Annotated in this window: 15 protein-coding genes; 6 read left to right on the top strand and 9 right to left on the bottom strand. The window is 46.2% G+C overall.

From position 1 onward, the window contains the following. Positions 1-16: 16 nt before the first annotated feature. Complete coding sequence (locus ACSFXN_RS03360; RefSeq protein WP_437148776.1) at positions 17-976, bottom strand: nuclease-related domain-containing protein; 960 nt, start codon at positions 974-976, stop codon at positions 17-19. A 210-nt stretch (positions 977-1186) separates the two neighbouring features. Here ACSFXN_RS03360 and ACSFXN_RS03355 point away from each other — a divergent pair, with 210 nt between their 5' ends. Continuing rightward, a complete protein-coding gene (locus ACSFXN_RS03355; RefSeq protein WP_437148775.1) occupies positions 1187-2485 on the top strand; it encodes an NCS2 family permease in 1299 nt (432 codons plus the stop codon). Between the two features lie 253 nt (positions 2486-2738). Then, positions 2739-2924, top strand: coding sequence for a hypothetical protein (locus tag ACSFXN_RS03350; RefSeq protein WP_300990459.1), 186 nt, complete (start codon positions 2739-2741; stop codon positions 2922-2924). Positions 2925-3283: 359 nt separating this feature from the next. On the opposite strand, the gene ACSFXN_RS03345 is transcribed toward ACSFXN_RS03350, so the two are convergent. The 4 genes from ACSFXN_RS03345 to ACSFXN_RS03330 form a co-directional block, all read right to left on the bottom strand. Continuing rightward, a complete protein-coding gene (locus tag ACSFXN_RS03345; RefSeq protein ID WP_437148774.1) occupies positions 3284-4192 on the bottom strand; it encodes a MerR family transcriptional regulator in 909 nt (302 codons plus the stop codon). Between the two features lie 146 nt (positions 4193-4338). Continuing rightward, complete coding sequence (locus ACSFXN_RS03340; protein WP_437148773.1) at positions 4339-5538, bottom strand: MFS transporter; 1200 nt, start codon at positions 5536-5538, stop codon at positions 4339-4341. Positions 5539-5693: 155 nt separating this feature from the next. Further along, entirely contained in the window at positions 5694-6926 is a 1233-nt protein-coding gene (locus ACSFXN_RS03335; RefSeq protein ID WP_437148772.1) for an MFS transporter, read from the bottom strand. A gap of 123 nt (positions 6927-7049) precedes the next feature. Beyond that, positions 7050-7175: a hypothetical protein gene (locus ACSFXN_RS03330; protein ID WP_437148771.1), complete on the bottom strand. Its 126-nt coding sequence runs from the start codon at positions 7173-7175 to the stop codon at positions 7050-7052. Positions 7176-7618: 443 nt separating this feature from the next. Here ACSFXN_RS03330 and ACSFXN_RS03325 point away from each other — a divergent pair, with 443 nt between their 5' ends. The 3 genes from ACSFXN_RS03325 to ACSFXN_RS03315 all read left to right on the top strand — a co-directional run bounded on the left by ACSFXN_RS03325 (position 7619) and on the right by ACSFXN_RS03315 (position 11513). Further along, complete coding sequence (locus ACSFXN_RS03325) at positions 7619-9112, top strand: acetyl-CoA hydrolase/transferase family protein (protein WP_437148770.1); 1494 nt, start codon at positions 7619-7621, stop codon at positions 9110-9112. A gap of 118 nt (positions 9113-9230) precedes the next feature. Next, a complete protein-coding gene (locus tag ACSFXN_RS03320; RefSeq protein WP_437148769.1) occupies positions 9231-9875 on the top strand; it encodes a LytTR family DNA-binding domain-containing protein in 645 nt (214 codons plus the stop codon). A gap of 123 nt (positions 9876-9998) precedes the next feature. Continuing rightward, positions 9999-11513: an acetyl-CoA hydrolase/transferase family protein gene (locus ACSFXN_RS03315; RefSeq protein WP_437148768.1), complete on the top strand. Its 1515-nt coding sequence runs from the start codon at positions 9999-10001 to the stop codon at positions 11511-11513. A 259-nt stretch (positions 11514-11772) separates the two neighbouring features. Here the strand turns inward: ACSFXN_RS03315 and ACSFXN_RS03310 are convergent, their stop codons facing one another. Next, entirely contained in the window at positions 11773-12243 is a 471-nt protein-coding gene (locus ACSFXN_RS03310) for a VOC family protein (protein ID WP_437148767.1), read from the bottom strand. Positions 12244-12400: 157 nt separating this feature from the next. Here ACSFXN_RS03310 and rlmN point away from each other — a divergent pair, with 157 nt between their 5' ends. Beyond that, positions 12401-13471, top strand: a complete 1071-nt coding sequence (rlmN, locus tag ACSFXN_RS03305) for a 23S rRNA (adenine(2503)-C(2))-methyltransferase RlmN (RefSeq protein WP_300990450.1) — start codon at positions 12401-12403, stop codon at positions 13469-13471. A gap of 381 nt (positions 13472-13852) precedes the next feature. Here rlmN and ACSFXN_RS03300 read toward each other — a convergent pair whose 3' ends face one another. Genes ACSFXN_RS03300 through ACSFXN_RS03290 form a run of 3 tightly spaced genes read right to left on the bottom strand, consistent with a single transcriptional unit; the run spans position 13853 to position 17030 of the window. Beyond that, on the bottom strand, positions 13853-14779 hold the full coding sequence (locus tag ACSFXN_RS03300; protein ID WP_437148766.1) for a carbohydrate ABC transporter permease: 927 nt from the start codon (positions 14777-14779) through the stop codon (positions 13853-13855). Then, positions 14780-15691, bottom strand: a complete 912-nt coding sequence (locus tag ACSFXN_RS03295; protein ID WP_437148765.1) for a carbohydrate ABC transporter permease — start codon at positions 15689-15691, stop codon at positions 14780-14782. A gap of 16 nt (positions 15692-15707) precedes the next feature. Next, positions 15708-17030, bottom strand: coding sequence for an ABC transporter substrate-binding protein (locus ACSFXN_RS03290; RefSeq protein WP_437148764.1), 1323 nt, complete (start codon positions 17028-17030; stop codon positions 15708-15710). Positions 17031-17051 lie beyond the last annotated feature (21 nt).

Below are 17051 nucleotides of genomic sequence, written 5' to 3'. Positions count from 1 at the left end.
GCCCAAGGCAAAAAGCTTACTCAATTTCCTTCAATTTATATGAACGCATTTTCAATTTGCCTATTGTCTCCAAGTCGAGCTGACTCAGGAGACGTGAAGCCACAAAAGGCGATTCTATCCTGCAAAAACGCCTGAACTCTTGATTGGTCAGCACACTGCTCACGAGCGTAAAGTATTCCTGTGCCGCGAGAAAATGCGCTGTGCTGTCGCGTTCTCCGCAATGCCGGCATTGCCAGCTCCGCTTAACCCGCTGCATTCCATACGACTGGCACACGCGGCAATACACCCCGGTTTTTAAATCGTCTGCTTGAATAAAATACCTATTGCATAATGGAATTTGCTTAAAAGGGGTTTGGTTAGAGAGAAGTATTTTTTTGATTTTCGAAAGTTTATGGCTTGGAGTTTGTGGGGGAGAAGCGCTCCAGATCTTCAAAAGGGTCTCGGACATCTGATAGGTTTTGCAAATTGGAGCGTCTGGTGGTTTGGCGATAAACTCACATTTTTTTGCGGTGAACACGATCAAGCCGCGAACCGGCAAGATGATTTTTCGAAGTTTAAACCATGCCGTTAAAAAACGGATATGTTTGTTCAGCTGGACACGGGGATCTTCCATCACGGTCTTTGAACCGTTTTCATCAAACCGGTAAAACTCGCTGGTCTGTTCATCAAAATGAATGTTGCCGCTGATGTTTTTCGATTCAATGATGATGGCACAGCGCCCAGTCAGTAGAAGGCCATCCATCTGAACCGGCCAATTATCCATTTTCAAGTTCACGTCCCACAACATAAAGAACGGCTCTTCCAGTTGAAATTCTTTGAATTGGGAAGCGAGCCGCCCTTCGCCTCTTTGTCCCGAAGCGGAACGATGCCACTCGCTTTGGATAAGCTTCAATTCGGGATGGTTTGCAGGAAGCCTGCCAAGCAGCCGCTCTAATCCTTCTGTTTTTGTCAGCATGCAGATGGCCATTTTGTCCATATAACACCTCTTTTATTTGGAATAAAAGAAGTATAGCATTTAAATTCTCGAGGGATTTAATAAATCACCAAGCAGAACGCCTGAATCCTTCTTTATAAGGCTCTATCCCTTGACAGCGCTCGTTTTTTAGCTTACACTCCTATTTTGGCTCACCTATTTATTTGGGAAGAGCGGGTTGGGAGAGGGCTAATTTAATAGAAGGTTTTATATATGTCTAATTGGATGGACCGCTTTTTTGGTCTTCAAACAAATGGGACTTCGGTGAAACGGGAAATGTCGGCAGGTGTGATCGGCTTTTTTACGGTCGTTTACATCATTGCGGTCAATTCGCTGATTTTGTCGGAATCGGGCATGCCGCTTGAAGCAGCGATTGTGGCAACGATTGCAGCATCGGTTTTTGGCTGCCTCGTCATGGGCTTCTGGGGCAACGCGCCGATTCTGCTTGTGCCGGGCATGGGCATCAACGCCTTGTTTTCATACACGCTGGTTCAGTCAATGGGCTTGTCGTGGCCGGAAGCACTGGCTGTGGTCTTTATCTCGGGGCTCATTTTTGTAGTGATCGCTTTTACACGTCTTGCGAAACTGCTCAATGCGGCAGTGCCGTACTCGTTGAAAGAAGCGATTATGGTAGGGCTTGGCTTATTCCTGATGCTGATCGGCCTTGAAAAAGGCGGCATTGTCGAACGCGGGACTTCTTCGATTCTGGCACTCGGTTCACTTGGTGAACCGCATGTGCTGGCGACAGTTTTGACTTTCGTCGTGGCAATTGTGCTGTTTATCCGCAATGTGCCAGGGAATTTCCTGTTTACGATTGTGGCCGGAACGGTCATTGCTTCGTTTTTCGGCTTGATCGATATGAGTGCGATGAGCGGGTCGTCAATCAATGCTTCCGAAGCATTTGCGGTATTTGGTGCGTTGTCGTTCGACGGACTTTTGTCGATGGGCTTCTGGATTGCCGTTTTCTCTTTGACAATGGTGATCGTTTTTGAGAATATCGGAACCGTCCAGGGCCAAGTGTCGTTTGTGGAACGCCCTGAAAAATTCGGACGCGCGTTCCAGGCGACTTCTGTATCATCAATGATGTCCGGCATCTTTGGCACAAGCCCTACTGTAGCAAGTGCTGAAAGTATGGCAGCCATGGCGGCTGGCGGACGGACTGGCTTGACGGCTGTAACGACTGGATTGCTGTTTGTGGTTTCCGTGTTTTTTATTCCGGTCATCAAACTGATTCCGGACAGCGCCATTGCTCCGATATTGATCATCGTCGGCGGCTTGATGGTGCAGAACATCCGCAATCTGGATATGAAAGACATGAGCGAAAGCTTCCCGGCGCTATTGATTGTGGCATTGATTCCATTTACGTACAGCATTGCAGATGGCATCGCCATCGGCTTTATCCTGTACCCGATCTTGAAAATCGCGATCGGAAAATGGCGCGAAGTGTCGATGACGCTTTATGTCATCGCGGGACTGTTTCTCATGAATTTTGTTTTTCACGTCATCAGCTAATCGTTAGTTGAAAACGCATTTGCTTCTGGCAAATGCGTTTTTTTTATGGGACGCGGCAGATTTCCTTCAAACGGCCCGACGATGGTATAATAAACAGAAGCGCCGCGGAAGCGGAAAGGCGTTCAGCTTGTTAAGTGCTTATTAATCTAAATAGAATTTTGCGGCCAATTGATTTCCCGCTTATTGAAGTGGGGGTCTCGTGTCAATTTGAATGATATAGATTAAAAAGATTGGAAAGGAGTTGGCAATTTACATGAAATACACCAAATCAAAAATGGAGCAGCTTGTAAGCGAGCATCCTGAATTGAAGAAGCGCATGAAAACGCTGATGAAGGATATGGAACTGGAGAAAAACTTTGCGTTGAAAGCTCTATACCATTCTGAAGTCACAGACAACGGACCGTACCAGAAAGATTATCAGGACTTGGATCTGCAATAAACTGCAGGTCTTTTTTTATTGCCCGAAAAAATTATAAAAAAATTATATAAAAGGTTTGAAAGTATTTATAAAGGTTATATTATATCTATTCAAAACGTATACAAGAAGATGCCGGAATATGAGAAAGTGAAAGGCTACGGCACTTTTATTGATTAGTATCGGAGGATTGAACTGGCTGCTTGCCGGTTTGCTCTATTGGGTGGCACGGACAGCGTCAGCGCACGGTTTAAAAGCAATCGTCAGGCAGTGGGGCTTATTCCTGCTGCCTTTTTGTGCAATCCGGCTTGTTCGGCCAGCAGAAAGTTTTGCCTCGCTGGGTAACTTTTTGGTCGTAAAGCAGGTTCATATAAAAAATCCCTTTAAGCTCTGCTTAAAGGGATTTCTTTTTGTTCATCTAGCCATTGCTGCCAGGATTCATAGGACTCGCCGAGATACCAGGCCTGGCCTTGATGAAGCTGTTTTTCGACTCCTTGCCCGCCAATGAGGAAGCGCAGGCGAGGATTCTCTTGTGACAATTGTTCAATGTAATGGTCCACCGCTTGCCGCAGATCGGGATCCGAAATCGACATGCAGACGATTTCGGTTTGTTGCTGGCTTGCTGTTTCTGCTAAGCCTTCGAGCGGGGTGTCTTGGCCGAAATACATAACCGGAAAACCATTTTCCCGAAGGAACAGCGTGAACAGCAGCAAGCCCAGTTGATGGTGTTCGCCGCTCGGGCACAACGCCATGACTTTCGGCAGTTCAGCTGAAGTCGGGAAAACACGGAAAAAATGGGCAAAGCGCTGGTGGACAATATGGCTGATCATATGTTCATGAGCAACCGTCAGCGAGCCGTTTTTCCATTCGTCTCCAATGCGAATCATCAGCGGTATGATAAGCGAGAAAAAAACGGTCCGGTAATGGAATAAGGAAAAGTTCAAGTCGAGCAGATAATTGAACCGTTCGGTATCCATTTCCGAAGCGGCTAAGTAAAGCTCTTGGATTTGCTTGCTGAACGGTTCAGCATCCAGTGGGTTTTCAGGAACCACAACTTTTTCGGCAGGCTTCCTTTTTGAAGCATGGAGCTGTTTAACAGCTTCGCTGATTTTAATGCCTCTATCTTGCACTTGTATTTTAAGCCATTTTAAATCTTCCAGATTCTGATCCGAATACAGCCGGTGTCCGGATTCAGTACGTGCAGGTGTTATGGCATTATACCGGGTTTCCCAGGAACGGATGGTCACTTTTGGCATATCTAAAAGTTTGGCAGCTGCTTTAATATTATACATAGCATTACCCCCGTCTCTTTGGTTTTATTGTATAATAATTATACAACTTTTTAGAGCATTCAGTAAAGCCGGAACCTCTTTTTTGGGAGGTTCAAGAAAAGCATAAAAAAACTGGAACCTTTTCAACAGGTTCCAGTTTTTCTTTATTAAACAGCCGGAGTCGCTTTGGCTGCGCGTGAACGCTGCCAGCTGACTGTGATGAACATGGTGATCATCAGCATGACGAGCCCGAGAATGAACGGATAGGAGATGTTGATGTCATAAAGAGCGCCTGCAAGCAGCGGCCCGATGACATTGCCGATGCTCATATAGGCATTGTTCATGCCCATGGCGAAACCGACTTCACCATCAGCCATTTTGGAAATCAGCGTATTGAGCACTGGACGCAAAATGGATGTGGCCATAAAGATAATCAGCGACACTGTAAAGAACATCGCATAACTGCCTGCGAACAGCGACAGCAGGAAGCCGGCCGCCGCGACGCCGATAAAGGCGATCAATACAGCAACTTCGCCGTAGCGGCGAACGATGCGGTCCACGATGAACAATTGGACAATGACACTGACTACGCCTGTTGCAGTAATCATAAAGGCGATGTCTTTAGCGGTCGACTGGAACTGGTTGTCGAGGTAAAGGCCGACGACCGATTCATACGCCAGCAAACCGAAGCTCATGACCAATGTGATGATCAGCGGAATGAAATACGGCATCGTAACCGATCGCCCGATTTTTTTGAACATCGATTCCTCGTCGGTCAGGGTAGCGGCTAAAGCCGGATCTGCTTTGACGGCGTCGCTTTCTTTCAATAGCACGACAGAAAATATAACCGCGACAAGAGAGACGAGTGCGGATACCAGAAATGGCAGCTTCATGCTGAAATCTGCCAGGAATCCGCCGATTCCAGGTCCGACAACAATGCCGAGTGACATCGCTGCAGAAACCAGGCTGTTTCCTTTTGCCCGCTGATCATAGGTGGTGATGTCGGCGATATAAGCGAAAATGGCTGGAACCAGCATCGCGGCCCCGATTCCGCCGATAACGCGAGACAAGTACAAGATCCAAATAGAATCAGATACATAGAACACGAACATCGACAATGTTAGGCCGGCAAGCCCGTAGATGATCATTTTCCGGCGGCCATACTGGTCTGCCCATTTTCCCGCAATCGGAGAAAACAGGAATTGCGCCGCGGCGAATATAGCGATCATCAACCCTGCTGCCATGCCGCCTTGATTGATCGATTCAAGGTAAGAAGGCAGAATCGGGATGATGATGCCGAAGCTTCCGATGGCAATAAACATATTGATCATTAAGATATAAATTTTCTTTCTTTGGTCCGCAGACATGGGCGATACCCTCTTTTCATCTATATACTGGTACGGAGTTTTTTGCTCAGCTTACCTATACTATTTGAGCAGCCAGTTTTTGTCAATACAACGGAACTGGCTTTGATAAATTTTATTTCGGCAGTTGAAATTTCTATTCAAAAAAACCGAACCTCTTATATAAGAGGTTCAGCTTCAAGTTCTTCATGGCGCATAACTGCGACAGTTTTGGCGGCGCGGGAGCTGCGCCATGCCACTGCAATCGACAGTGTGATGATCAATAAGCCAAGACCGAGGATGAACGGGTAGTTGATATTCACATCAAACAACAAACCTGCCGATAGCGGTCCGAGTACATTCCCTAGGCTCATATAGGAAGTGTTCATGCCCATCGCAAAGCCGACTTCGCCTTGCGCCATTTTGGAAATCAGGATATTGAGCACCGGTCGAAGAATTGCCATCGCCAGGAAAATGACGAGCGATACGCCGAAGAAAGCAGCGTAGCTTCCGGCAACAAGCGACAGCAGAAACCCGACAGTCGCAAGGCCGAGAAACGAGATCAAAACCGGAACTTCGCCAAAGCGGCGGATCAGCCGGTCGACGACAAATACTTGGACGATTACGCTGACAAGCCCGGTAGCGGTGATCATCATGGCGATATCTTTGGATGTGGAGCCGTATTCATTCGTTAAATACATGCCGATGACCGATTCATAAGCGACCAGTCCGAAACTCATCACAAATGTGATGATCAGTGGAATGAAGTACGGCATTTTGACCGAACGGCCGATTTGCTGGAGCATCGACTCATCTTTTGCAAATTCCTCTGCCTGCTTTGTGCTGTCGGCAGTCGGCTTGATTTCTTTCAGTAACACAAGGGAGAACAAGACGGCGGTGAATGTCACAATCGCCGATACAAGGAACGGCAATTTCAAGTCGACTTCTGCTAAGAAGCCGCCGATTCCGGGTCCGATGACCAGTCCAAGTGACATCGAAGCAGTGACGAGGCCGGTGCCTTTCGCACGCTGTGCTGCTGTCGTGATGCCCGCTACATAAGTGAAGATGCCGGGGACCAGGAAAGCGTCGCCGATTCCGCCGACGATGCGTGAAGCGTAAAGAATCCAGATTGAATCGGTTGCATAAAACATCAGCATGGAAATCGTCAGCAGCGACAATCCCAGGATAATGACTTTGCGCGGCCCGTAAACATCGGCCCATTTCCCGCCAAGCGGGGAAAACAGAAGCTGTGCACCGGCGAAGATAGCGATCATCAATCCGGCAGCAGTTCCGCCTTGGTTGATTGATACGAGATAAGCCGGCAAGATCGGGACGATAATTCCAAAACTGGCGATGGCAATAAACATATTCACCATTAAAATGGTGATTTTTTTGCGTTGTTCAGCAGACATTACAGTAAAGCCTCATTTCTATAAAGTAAATTTCATTCCGCAAAAGCAGGGCGTCAGAAACGGTAAAGTTAAATTAGAAAGCTGAATCCTTAAACGGCGGATTCAGCTTCAAGTGAGAGAGTTTCAGCCGGCGAAGATGGCGATAATTATTCCTGACGCCATTCTGCCTTGATTGATCGATTCCAGATAAGCGGGAATCACCGGACCGGTAAGCCCAAAACTTGCTATATTAATAAATATTGTAATCATTAAAATGCTGATTTTTTTGAGTTGGATTGAAGACGTTAAGTGATGCTTTGCTCTGATTTAAGTTATTGTACAAACGCTGTTTATTTTAACAACTTTCATATATTATGATGATTAAACCTTAAAGTCAATGTGTTTTTAATAAAAATTTATCATTATTCCAAAGTAATTTGTTATTTCATAATATAAATATTCTCATAATTTTTAAAGCCTGATGCAGAGAGGTTTATACTAGTTTTAAGATAATAATTATTTGAAAATCACTGTATCTAAATGCAAATAAACCGCTTACAATACAGAAAACGATTGGTTGATTTGTTACAGCGATGTGAATAAAACGCTTAATATAGTTGAAACAGAGAGCTGGGGTTTAATGGCGGCCTGGCGAGGTGAGGTATAATTATAGGTAAGCAAGGAAGACAATCAAGCTACGAAAGGTGACAGTGATGGAACAAACCCTAGAACGGATTAGAGCAATTCAATTGCAAGATCGAGTTATTGATGCGGACGTTGCGGCTTCTTGGATTCAGGACGGAATGACGCTCGGACTCAGCGGATTTACGCGGGCAGGAGATGCAAAAGCGGTTCCTTTTGCGCTGATCAGACGGGCCGAAACCGAAAGTTTTAAAGTGAATGTGTTTACCGGCGCTTCTTTAGGCTCGGATATTGATAAATTATTTGCGGAAGCGGGCATCGTCAACAAACGCTTGCCGTTTCAGGCAGATCCCGTTATGCGCAGAAAAATTAATGAAGGTGAAATGCTGTTTGTCGACCACCATTTGTCCCAGACTGCGGAATGGATCAAAGCCGGTGTCATCGAACCGATTGATTTTGCCATTATTGAAGCATTGTCGATAACAGAAGACGGATTAATCATTCCGACAACATCGGTCGGCAACTCGGCTCTTTTTGTCCAGTATGCGAAAAATGTCATTGTGGAAATCAATACGGCCCAGCCGGCATTGTTTGAAGGGATTCATGATATCTACGATACCGGCAAGCAAGGGGACCGCCCGCCCATTCCACTGACAGAAGTGGATGATCGCATTGGCGTACCTGGCATACCAGTTGATTTGGAAAAAATACGAGGCATTGTGTTTACCGAGCAAAAGGATTCGCCTTCCACAATTGTGCCATCGGATGAAGAAACAGAAATCATGGCGGACCATCTGCTGGAATTCCTGCGCTCGGAAGTGCGGGCAGGACGCTTGACGAAAAAACTGGCGCCGCTGCAGTCCGGTATCGGGTCGGTTGCAAATTCGGTCCTGCAAGGTTTGATCGACTCGGAATTTGAAGATTTGGAAGTCTATTCAGAGGTGCTGCAGGACGCCGTATTCGATTTGATCGATGCGGGGAAAGTAAGGTTCGCATCGAGTTCGTCAATTACATTGTCGCAGCAGAAGATGGAGCGGGTATTCGGCGATTTTGAAAAATACCGCGATAAAATCATTTTGCGACCACAGGAGATTTCCAACCATCCGGAAATCATCCGCCGCCTCGGGTTGATTTCCATCAACACCGCGTTGGAATTTGATATTTACGGCAACGTCAACTCAACGCATGTGTCCGGAACAAAAATGATGAACGGCATCGGTGGTTCCGGCGATTTCGCCCGCAATGCACGGTTGTCCATTTTTGTTACGAAGTCGATTGCCAAAGGCGGAAGGATTTCCAGTGTGGTGCCGTTTGCTACGCATATTGACCATACCGAACACGATGTCGACATCGTAGTGACGGAGCAGGGCTATGCGGATCTCCGCGGACTGGCTCCCCGTGAACGCGCCGCGTTGATTATCGAGAATTGTGTGCATCCAATGTACAAAGAACAAATGCGCGCTTATTACGCAGAAGCATTGACACGCGGCGGCCAGACGCCGCATGTGCTGGAAAAAGCTTTTTCCTGGCATGCCAAATTGGCCCAGACGGGCACGATGCTTTAAAATATGTCTGAAAATCGAACAGCCGCCCTGTTACGGGGCGGCTGTTTTCATTTGAAGTGGGAAGCCGCTCATTGAGTAGGCTATAATTTATAGAAGGAAAGAAAACAGGGGGTCCGTTATGGATAAGTTTTTACATGGTTCGCTGCTGGATGTCATCGGGAAATTATTTTCAGATGAAATCTCGATTGCGGTATCCAATACAAAAGAATACATCTATTATCGTCCAAGCAAACGGATTGATTTGAAAATCCAAGAGGGTGATCCGGTGATAGAAGGAACTATTGCTTTTAAGGCATTGGCGACCCGGCAGAAAGCCTCTGAATTTATCGATAAGGAGATCTTCGGCGTACCGTACCATGGCATGGCGGTGCCGTTTGAACAAGACGGGGAAGTGCAGGGCGTCGTGATGGCGATTTATCCGGCGTTTACGGAAGGCAAATCGGTGGTGACGGTGAAAAGTGCCGATGGCTGGAAGCCGATTCCGTTCAGCGACGTGAAATACCTGGAAGTGAAAGACCGCAAAACCCATGTGCACGCTGACGGCTTTTGGGGAACCAATAAAAACTCGCTTCAGGAATTCGAGTATTTGCTGCCGCGGGACTTATTCATCCGCTGCCATCGGTCGTTTATCGTAAATGTCCATCATATCGAGGAGATTTATCCGGACACGCATTCCACTTTTTTGCTGGCAATGAACAATGGAGCACGCATCCCGGTCAGCCAATCGTACTCGAGTTATTTCCGGAAATTGCTCGGATTTTAAAAATGCTGCTTCAGGTACGGAATTTGCTGCTTTAGCCAGCAACTGTGTTTTCCGTTCCATATAACTCAAAACTCTCTCTAACTACGATAAAATTATCTAAAAAGTTAGAGAGAGTGATAAAGTATGGAAAAGCAATTTGATCGGATTAAAGCCATGCAACTGCAAGACCGTGTTGTGTCACCGGAAGAAGCAGCTTCATGGATCAGCGACGGCATGACTCTAGGGCTCAGCGGATTTACACGGGCGGGAGACGTGAAAGCGGTTCCTTTTGCATTAGTGAAACGTGCAGAGACAGAAGAATTTAAAGTGAACGTCTTTACGGGAGCTTCTTTAGGGTCCGACATTGATCGGTTGTTCGCGGAAGCGGGCATTGTGAACAAACGCTTGCCATTCCAGGCAGAACCGGCAATGCGCAAAAAAATCAACAATGGCGAAATGCTGTTTGTCGATCATCATTTATCGCATACAGCAGAATGGATTCGCGCTAACGTAATTGAAGCTATTGACTTTGCAATCGTGGAAGCGCTTTCGATAACCGAAGATGGAATGATCATCCCGACGACGTCTGTCGGCAACTCGGCAATCTTTGCAAAACATGCGAAAAACATTATCGTTGAAATCAATATGGCCCAGCCTGAACTGTTTGAAGGAGTTCATGATATTTACGATACTGGCAAGCAAGGAGAGCGCATGCCAATTCCACTGACAAAGGTGGATGATCGCATCGGCGTACCTGGCATTCCTGTGGATTTGGAAAAAATCCGCGGCATCGTGTTTACCGAGCAAAAAGATTCGCCTTCCACAATTGTACCGCCGGATGCGGAAACGAAAATCATGGCGGATCACTTGCTGGAATTCCTGCGTTCGGAAATCCGGGCAGGTCGTTTGACCGAAGAATTAGCGCCGCTGCAGTCGGGCATCGGGTCAGTTGCGAACGCGGTTTTGCATGGCATGGTCGATTCCGAGTTTGAAAATTTGGAAGTTTACTCCGAAGTGCTGCAGGACGCCGTATTCGATTTGATGGATGCAGGCAAAGTCAATTTCGCTTCATGCTGCTCGATCACGTTATCGGAGCCGAAAATGGAGCAGGTTTACAGTGATTTTGAGAAGTACCGAGATAAAATCATCATGCGCCCGCAAGAAATTTCCAACCATCCGGAAATCATCCGCCGCCTCGGATTGATTTCAATCAATACGGCATTGGAATTCGACATCTACGGCAACGTCAACTCGACGCATGTGTCGGGGACGAAAATGATGAACGGCATCGGTGGCTCTGGGGATTTCGCGCGCAATGCACGCCTCGCGGTCTTTGTTACAAAATCGATTGCGAAAGAAGGAAAAATCTCAAGCATTGTTCCTTTCGTCACTCATGTAGATCATACTGAGCACGATGTGGATGTTGTGGTAACAGAGCAAGGGTATGCGGATTTGCGTGGACTTGCCCCTCGTGAACGCGCAAGCTTGATCATCGAGAATTGCATGCACCCGATGTACAAAGAACAAATGCGTGCCTATTACGCAGAAGCATTGACACGCGGAGGCCAGACGCCGCATGTGCTGGAAAAGGCTTTCTCTTGGCACGCTGATTTGGCGCAGCAAGGCACGATGCTTCAGAAAAAAGAGCAATTGGTGTAAAACCATAGAAAACCAGCCGATCCGGATTTGCGGAAAGGCTGGTTTTTTGGAATTATGGATTTTTAAATTTACATAGAAATGGTAGATTGCGGGTTTCCATGTCCAAGACTTCATTTTTTGGCGCTTGCGCTTTTCTAAATGTCCAGACTCCAGCGCCCAGATTCTAGGGTCATAAGCCAACCCGGCTGTGCGGCTGAAAACATGCCGCTTCGCCGGTTTGTCTTATGCCCGTCGAATCTACACAGGCGCTTGCGCTTTTCTATTTCCCGCTGTACATTTCAGATGTGTTGCGGGTATACAATTCAATGATATTGCCGAACGGGTCCTCGGTGTAAACCAGATAATGAGGTTTGTCTTTTGAAGTTTTCCATATTTTGCTGCGCTGTTTGCCGCCATGCTGAACGATCCTTTCAATGGTCTCGATCAGGTTATCGACAATCAGGCAGATATGGAAAAATCCCTTATGAGGAAATGCTGCCTCGCCTTTAAATTGGGGCTCCTGAAACTCGAATAGTTCAATGCCGATTCCACCGAGGGACATCAAGTGCACATTGCGCATTTTTTTCACTTCAGGCCCTTGCAAATCTTGTGTCATATTGTCCGGTTCATCGCTTTCTGCATCGAATTCAAATGGCCCGGCCAATATGTAAAAACCGAAGACTTTGCCGTACCAGTCCACTGCTTTGTCCAGGTCGGGGACCGCCAGCCCGACATGTGTGATTTCGCCCATCTAATCGCCTCCTTCATATACAGCTTTACCCATAACCGCTCTATTTAATCCGGAATTAAAAACAGATTTTTCTGTATAAACAAAAATAGTTGTTGTCAAGGAGGATTTTTAGTAATATAATAAGCAATTGTGAAATTCTGAAATGAGGGTACTAATAATGAAAAATTCCATCTATGGATTGACGATAGATCAATTAAAAGAATGGTTTTTAGAAAATGGACAGAAGAAGTACCGTGCTGAACAAGTATGGGACTGGTTATATATTAAACGCGTTACTGAATTTTCCCAGATGAACAACCTGAGCAAAGAAGTTATTGGGTTGCTGGAAGATAATTTTGCAATCCGTACACTTACAGAAGCGGTCAAGCAAGAATCTGCTGACGGTACGATCAAATTCCTTTTCCGTCTTCAGGATGGCAATTTGATTGAGACCGTATTAATGCGCTTTAAATACGGAAACTCGGTCTGTGTCACTACACAGGTCGGCTGTAACATCGGCTGCAGTTTCTGCGCAAGCGGACTTTTGAAAAAAAGCCGCGATTTAAACGCGGGCGAAATCGTTGAGCAGATCATGCAAGTGCAGGCCCATTTTGATGCACAGCAAAAAGACGAGCGTGTCAGCCATATCGTGGTCATGGGAATCGGCGAACCGTTCGATAACTACACGAATTTGATGGACTTCCTGACAGTCGTCAATTCACAAAAAGGATTGGCAATCGGAGCTCGCCATATTACTGTTTCAACCAGTGGCATCGTACCGAAAATCTACGATTACGCGGATGAAGGCCTGCAAGTCAACTTGGCAATTTCCATCCATGCTCCAACGAACGAATTGCGTTCACGCATTATGAAAATCAACAAAGCCTATCCGATCGAGAAATTGATGGCGGCAATCGATTACTATTTGGAAAAATCCAACCGCCGCATCACGTTTGAATATATTTTATTGCGCGACGTCAACGACCATGTTGAAGAAGCAAATCTATTGGCGAAACTGCTTGAAGACAAGCGCCACTTGTCTTACGTCAACTTGATCCCGTACAACTCGGTCAGCGAACATGACCAGTATCAGCAAAGCACGCCGGAAGCGATCAGCGCTTTCTACGACGCTTTGAAGAAAAAAGGCATCAACTGCGGCGTCCGCCACGAGCAAGGCGCCGATATCGACGCAGCTTGCGGACAATTGCGAAGCAAACAAATCAAAAAAGAAAAAACAGCGGCTCTTTAATTTGGAGCGGATTGTTAGAAAGGGCATCCTGCAAGAGGATGCCCTTTTTTCGTGTCGAATTTTGTTGAACGCAAATAGCAGCAGCCCGAACGCAAATAAAAGATTTTAAACGCAAATAAAACCCCGTGAACGCAAATTAAAATTTCTAAGCGCAAATAAACCAGCACTTTCAGCAGTTCGCTTGCGAAATGCATGAATTCAGCACTTAATTCTCAGCATGTTTTCTCCAATAAGACTTGAAAAACAGAAGAAGGAGGCTTTTCGCCAGCGAAAAGCCTTTAATTAAGATAACCAAAGCAAGTTACGAAGAAAATGCGGCAAACTTTTGCCTCAAAAAACAAAAACACGCTCTGCGGATTTTCGCAGAGCGTGTTTCTTTCTTTATTTTCCTCCAGACTGGAGATTGATGCCTTGGATGAAGTATTTCTGGAAAATGAAGAAAATCAGGATGACTGGCAGCAGCACAAGCAGCGAGCCGGCCATCAAATAGTTCCATTGTGTGCTGAGCTGCCCTTTGAAGACCTGTAAGCCGATTTGAAGCGTATACAGTTTCTCGTCGTTCAAATACAGCAGCGGTCCAAGGAAATCGTTCCAAGCGCCGTTAAACGAGAAGATGGCGACCGTGGCAATCGCCGGCTTGGTGAGCGGCAGCCCGATTTTCCACCAGATATAGAAATGGTTGGCGCCTTCCATTTTCGCGGCTTCGATCAGCTCAGTCGGAATCGTCATGTAAAACTGGCGCAGCAGGAAAATGTTGAATGCACTGCCGAAAAACGAAGGTACAATCAACGGGTAATAAGTATTGACCCATCCAAGATTCGCAAACAGTACGTATTGCGGAATCAAGGTGACAAATCCGGGAATCATCATGGTCGCCAAGACAATCGCAAACAGGATATTTTTTCCGCGGAACGGGATTTTAGCAAAACCGTAAGCGATAAATGAATTGGACAATACATTTCCGATGACCACGATGATCGTGATGGTCAGCGTGTTGATGGTATAGCGGGTGAAAGGCGCCGCTTCCCACGTCTTGATGTAGTTTGAGAACAGCCAGTTCTCTGGCCAAAATGATGGCGGGAAAGACATGACTTCCGCCATTGTTTTAAGGGACGTCGCGAACATCCACCAGAGAGGGGAAAGGATCAGCAGGCTCCCGATTGCCAGCAAGATAAAATTGAAGACAACCAGAAGATTCTTGCGGTTTCCTCTGTGCTCAAAGAAACTGGGATTTTCATTCGCCTTATCAAGGGTCTTCAGATCATCTGCACTGTCCAAATAATCAAGGTTATCCGTTGTTTTGGCCATTTACTTCTCCTCCCCTTCGTAATGCACCCAGCGGGGAGCGAGTTTCAGATTAATCATAGTCATGATGAATACAATAACGAACAGAATCCAGGACATCGCCATCGCATACCCCATATTGAAGTTGGTGAATGCTTGCTTCCACATGTATAGATTATAGAACAGCAATGAGTTGGCCGGTCCGCCTTCGCCGTTATTGGACATGACATAGGCTTCCTGGAAAATCTGGAATCCGCCAATCAGGCTTGTTACAACGTCAAAGAAAATAACTGGCGTAATCATAGGGAGCGTGATATGGAAAAACTTTTTCCATGTATTGGCTCCGTCAATTTCAGCTGCTTCGTAGAGTGATTTGGAGACACCCTGCATACTGGCTAAATAGAGGAGCATGGATCCGCCGACACTCCATAATTTCATGAATATGAGGGACGGTTTGGTCCAGTCGGGATCAAACAGCCAGTTGGGGCCATCAATGCCAAACCAGCTTAAAACCAGGTTGACCATTCCGGTGCCCGGATCAAGCAGCTGCATCCAAAGCATATAAACGCCGACCCCTGACAGGACAGCCGGCAAATAGTAAAGTGTACGGAAATATCGGATGCCAGGAATATCCTGGTTCAGTAGAGCCGACAGGAAAATGGCTCCGATTGTTGTCAATGGAACAGAAAAGATGACGAAATACAAGGTATTCCAAAGTGAGGTCCAAAAAAGACTGTCCTCTGTTAAGAGACCTTTATAGTTTTCTCCGCCGACGAAGTCCATCTGAGATGTAATATTATAATTTGTGAAACTTGCCACAAAGGAAAATACCAAAGGCCCCGCAGTGAAAGCGAGAAATCCGATGATCCACGGCATTACAAAAATATAGCCATAAATGCTCTCCTTGCGCCTCATGGTCATTCTTCTCTTCCCCAAATTGGCTCCTCCTTGCTTACTGGTTTTTCTTGATCAGATTTTCAACATCGGTCTGGGATTTTTCCAACGCTTCTTTAGCCGTCATGGAACCGAGGAAGAATTCATCCATATTCGGGTTGATCAAACTGCTGAAATCAGGTGCGATTACCGGCACTGGAGTCAATAAAGTTTGCTCCATGTTTTCTACTGCCATTTCGTAAACCATCGTTCCGTCTTCCGTAAATTCATCAGATTTTGCTGCTGATTCAGCCGCTTCGATATTGGCAATGTTGTCAAAGTTTTTCACTGCCCAATACTCCTGTGCCTCAACATCCGTTAAATATTTAATGAATTCCCATGCTGCTTCAGCGTTTTTCGATCCTTCAGGGATTTCAGCGACAAATCCGCCGCCCCAGCTTGTGTTGCCATTGCCTTCTTCATATTCTGGCAGTTCCACCACACCGAAATTCAAATCAGGTGCATAATCGCGGATTTGAGTATAGAACGTCGGAGCCTGGGCAATCATGGCAAGGTCTCCGTTGAAGAAAGGGTGTCCTTGCTGGCTGTCAATCTGTGCTTGGTAAGAGTTGACTACATCTTCGCCGTATCTGTCTTTCCAAGTTTTAAGCCAGTTTAATACTTCTTCATTTTTAGGTGTATCGATTTCGAAATTGTTCTGATCGTCGAAATAGCTTTGTCCGTTGGCGTTTAAGAGCCATACGTCATAGCCGATGCCCCATAATGGATAGAAACCGACGCGGTCATAGTCTTGTCCCGCTTTTTTATCCAATTTCTTCGCGTATTCTTCCAGTTCAGCCCATGTTGTGGGAGGCTTTTCGGGATCCAGTCCCACTTCTTTGAAGGCGTCTTTGTTATAGAAAAGTACGCGTGTATCGGTATTGAAAGGAATGCCGTATGAATCACCTTCGTAAAGAGTAGCGTCCCAAAGCTCTGGATAGAAGCGTTTCGAAATATCATCCTTTTCCAGGAACTGTGACAAGTTCATCGCTTGCTTGTTCTGTCCGCGAAGAGCGGTGGCATTGATATCGTTGATTACGACATCAGGCGGATCTCCAGCTGCAATAGCTGCAAGTTCTTTTGTCCAGATGTCACCGAATGGCAGATACGTGTGTTTCACTTCAATCTCATCTTGAGATTCGTTGAAGTCGGTGATGATTTGTTCAATAATCGGGCGGCGGATTTCAGATCCCCAGAATGTCCAGAAATCGATGACGGTTTTGCCGTCTTCATTTACCGCTGCTTCTTCATTGTTGCTGTTGCTGGTCTGGAATCCCGAACAGCCGCTGAGAAACAGGGCTAACGCAGCAATCAACATAATAAAAACTTTCAATTTGTTCATCCAGTTTCACTCCTCTTTTTT

Source organism: Planococcus sp. 1R117A, from assembly GCF_051417975.1.
GTDB classification, from domain to species: domain Bacteria; phylum Bacillota; class Bacilli; order Bacillales_A; family Planococcaceae; genus Planococcus; species Planococcus shenhongbingii.
This window is presented reverse-complemented; position numbering and strand designations above follow the sequence as displayed.

Coding starts and splice junctions, on each gene's coding strand:
- ACSFXN_RS03300 (WP_437148766.1), bottom strand. CDS start 14,779: ATGGCCAAAACAACGGATAACCTTGATTATTTGGACAGTGCAGATGAT.
- ACSFXN_RS03310 (WP_437148767.1), bottom strand. CDS start 12,243: ATGGGCGAAATCACACATGTCGGGCTGGCGGTCCCCGACCTGGACAAA.
- ACSFXN_RS03360 (WP_437148776.1), bottom strand. CDS start 976: ATGGACAAAATGGCCATCTGCATGCTGACAAAAACAGAAGGATTAGAG.
- rlmN (WP_300990450.1), top strand. CDS start 12,401: ATGAAAAATTCCATCTATGGATTGACGATAGATCAATTAAAAGAATGG.
- ACSFXN_RS03315 (WP_437148768.1), top strand. CDS start 9,999: ATGGAAAAGCAATTTGATCGGATTAAAGCCATGCAACTGCAAGACCGT.
- ACSFXN_RS03330 (WP_437148771.1), bottom strand. CDS start 7,175: ATGATTACAATATTTATTAATATAGCAAGTTTTGGGCTTACCGGTCCG.
- ACSFXN_RS03290 (WP_437148764.1), bottom strand. CDS start 17,030: ATGAACAAATTGAAAGTTTTTATTATGTTGATTGCTGCGTTAGCCCTG.
- ACSFXN_RS03345 (WP_437148774.1), bottom strand. CDS start 4,192: ATGTATAATATTAAAGCAGCTGCCAAACTTTTAGATATGCCAAAAGTG.
- ACSFXN_RS03320 (WP_437148769.1), top strand. CDS start 9,231: ATGGATAAGTTTTTACATGGTTCGCTGCTGGATGTCATCGGGAAATTA.
- ACSFXN_RS03325 (WP_437148770.1), top strand. CDS start 7,619: ATGGAACAAACCCTAGAACGGATTAGAGCAATTCAATTGCAAGATCGA.
- ACSFXN_RS03340 (WP_437148773.1), bottom strand. CDS start 5,538: ATGTCTGCGGACCAAAGAAAGAAAATTTATATCTTAATGATCAATATG.
- ACSFXN_RS03355 (WP_437148775.1), top strand. CDS start 1,187: ATGTCTAATTGGATGGACCGCTTTTTTGGTCTTCAAACAAATGGGACT.
- ACSFXN_RS03350 (WP_300990459.1), top strand. CDS start 2,739: ATGAAATACACCAAATCAAAAATGGAGCAGCTTGTAAGCGAGCATCCT.
- ACSFXN_RS03335 (WP_437148772.1), bottom strand. CDS start 6,926: ATGTCTGCTGAACAACGCAAAAAAATCACCATTTTAATGGTGAATATG.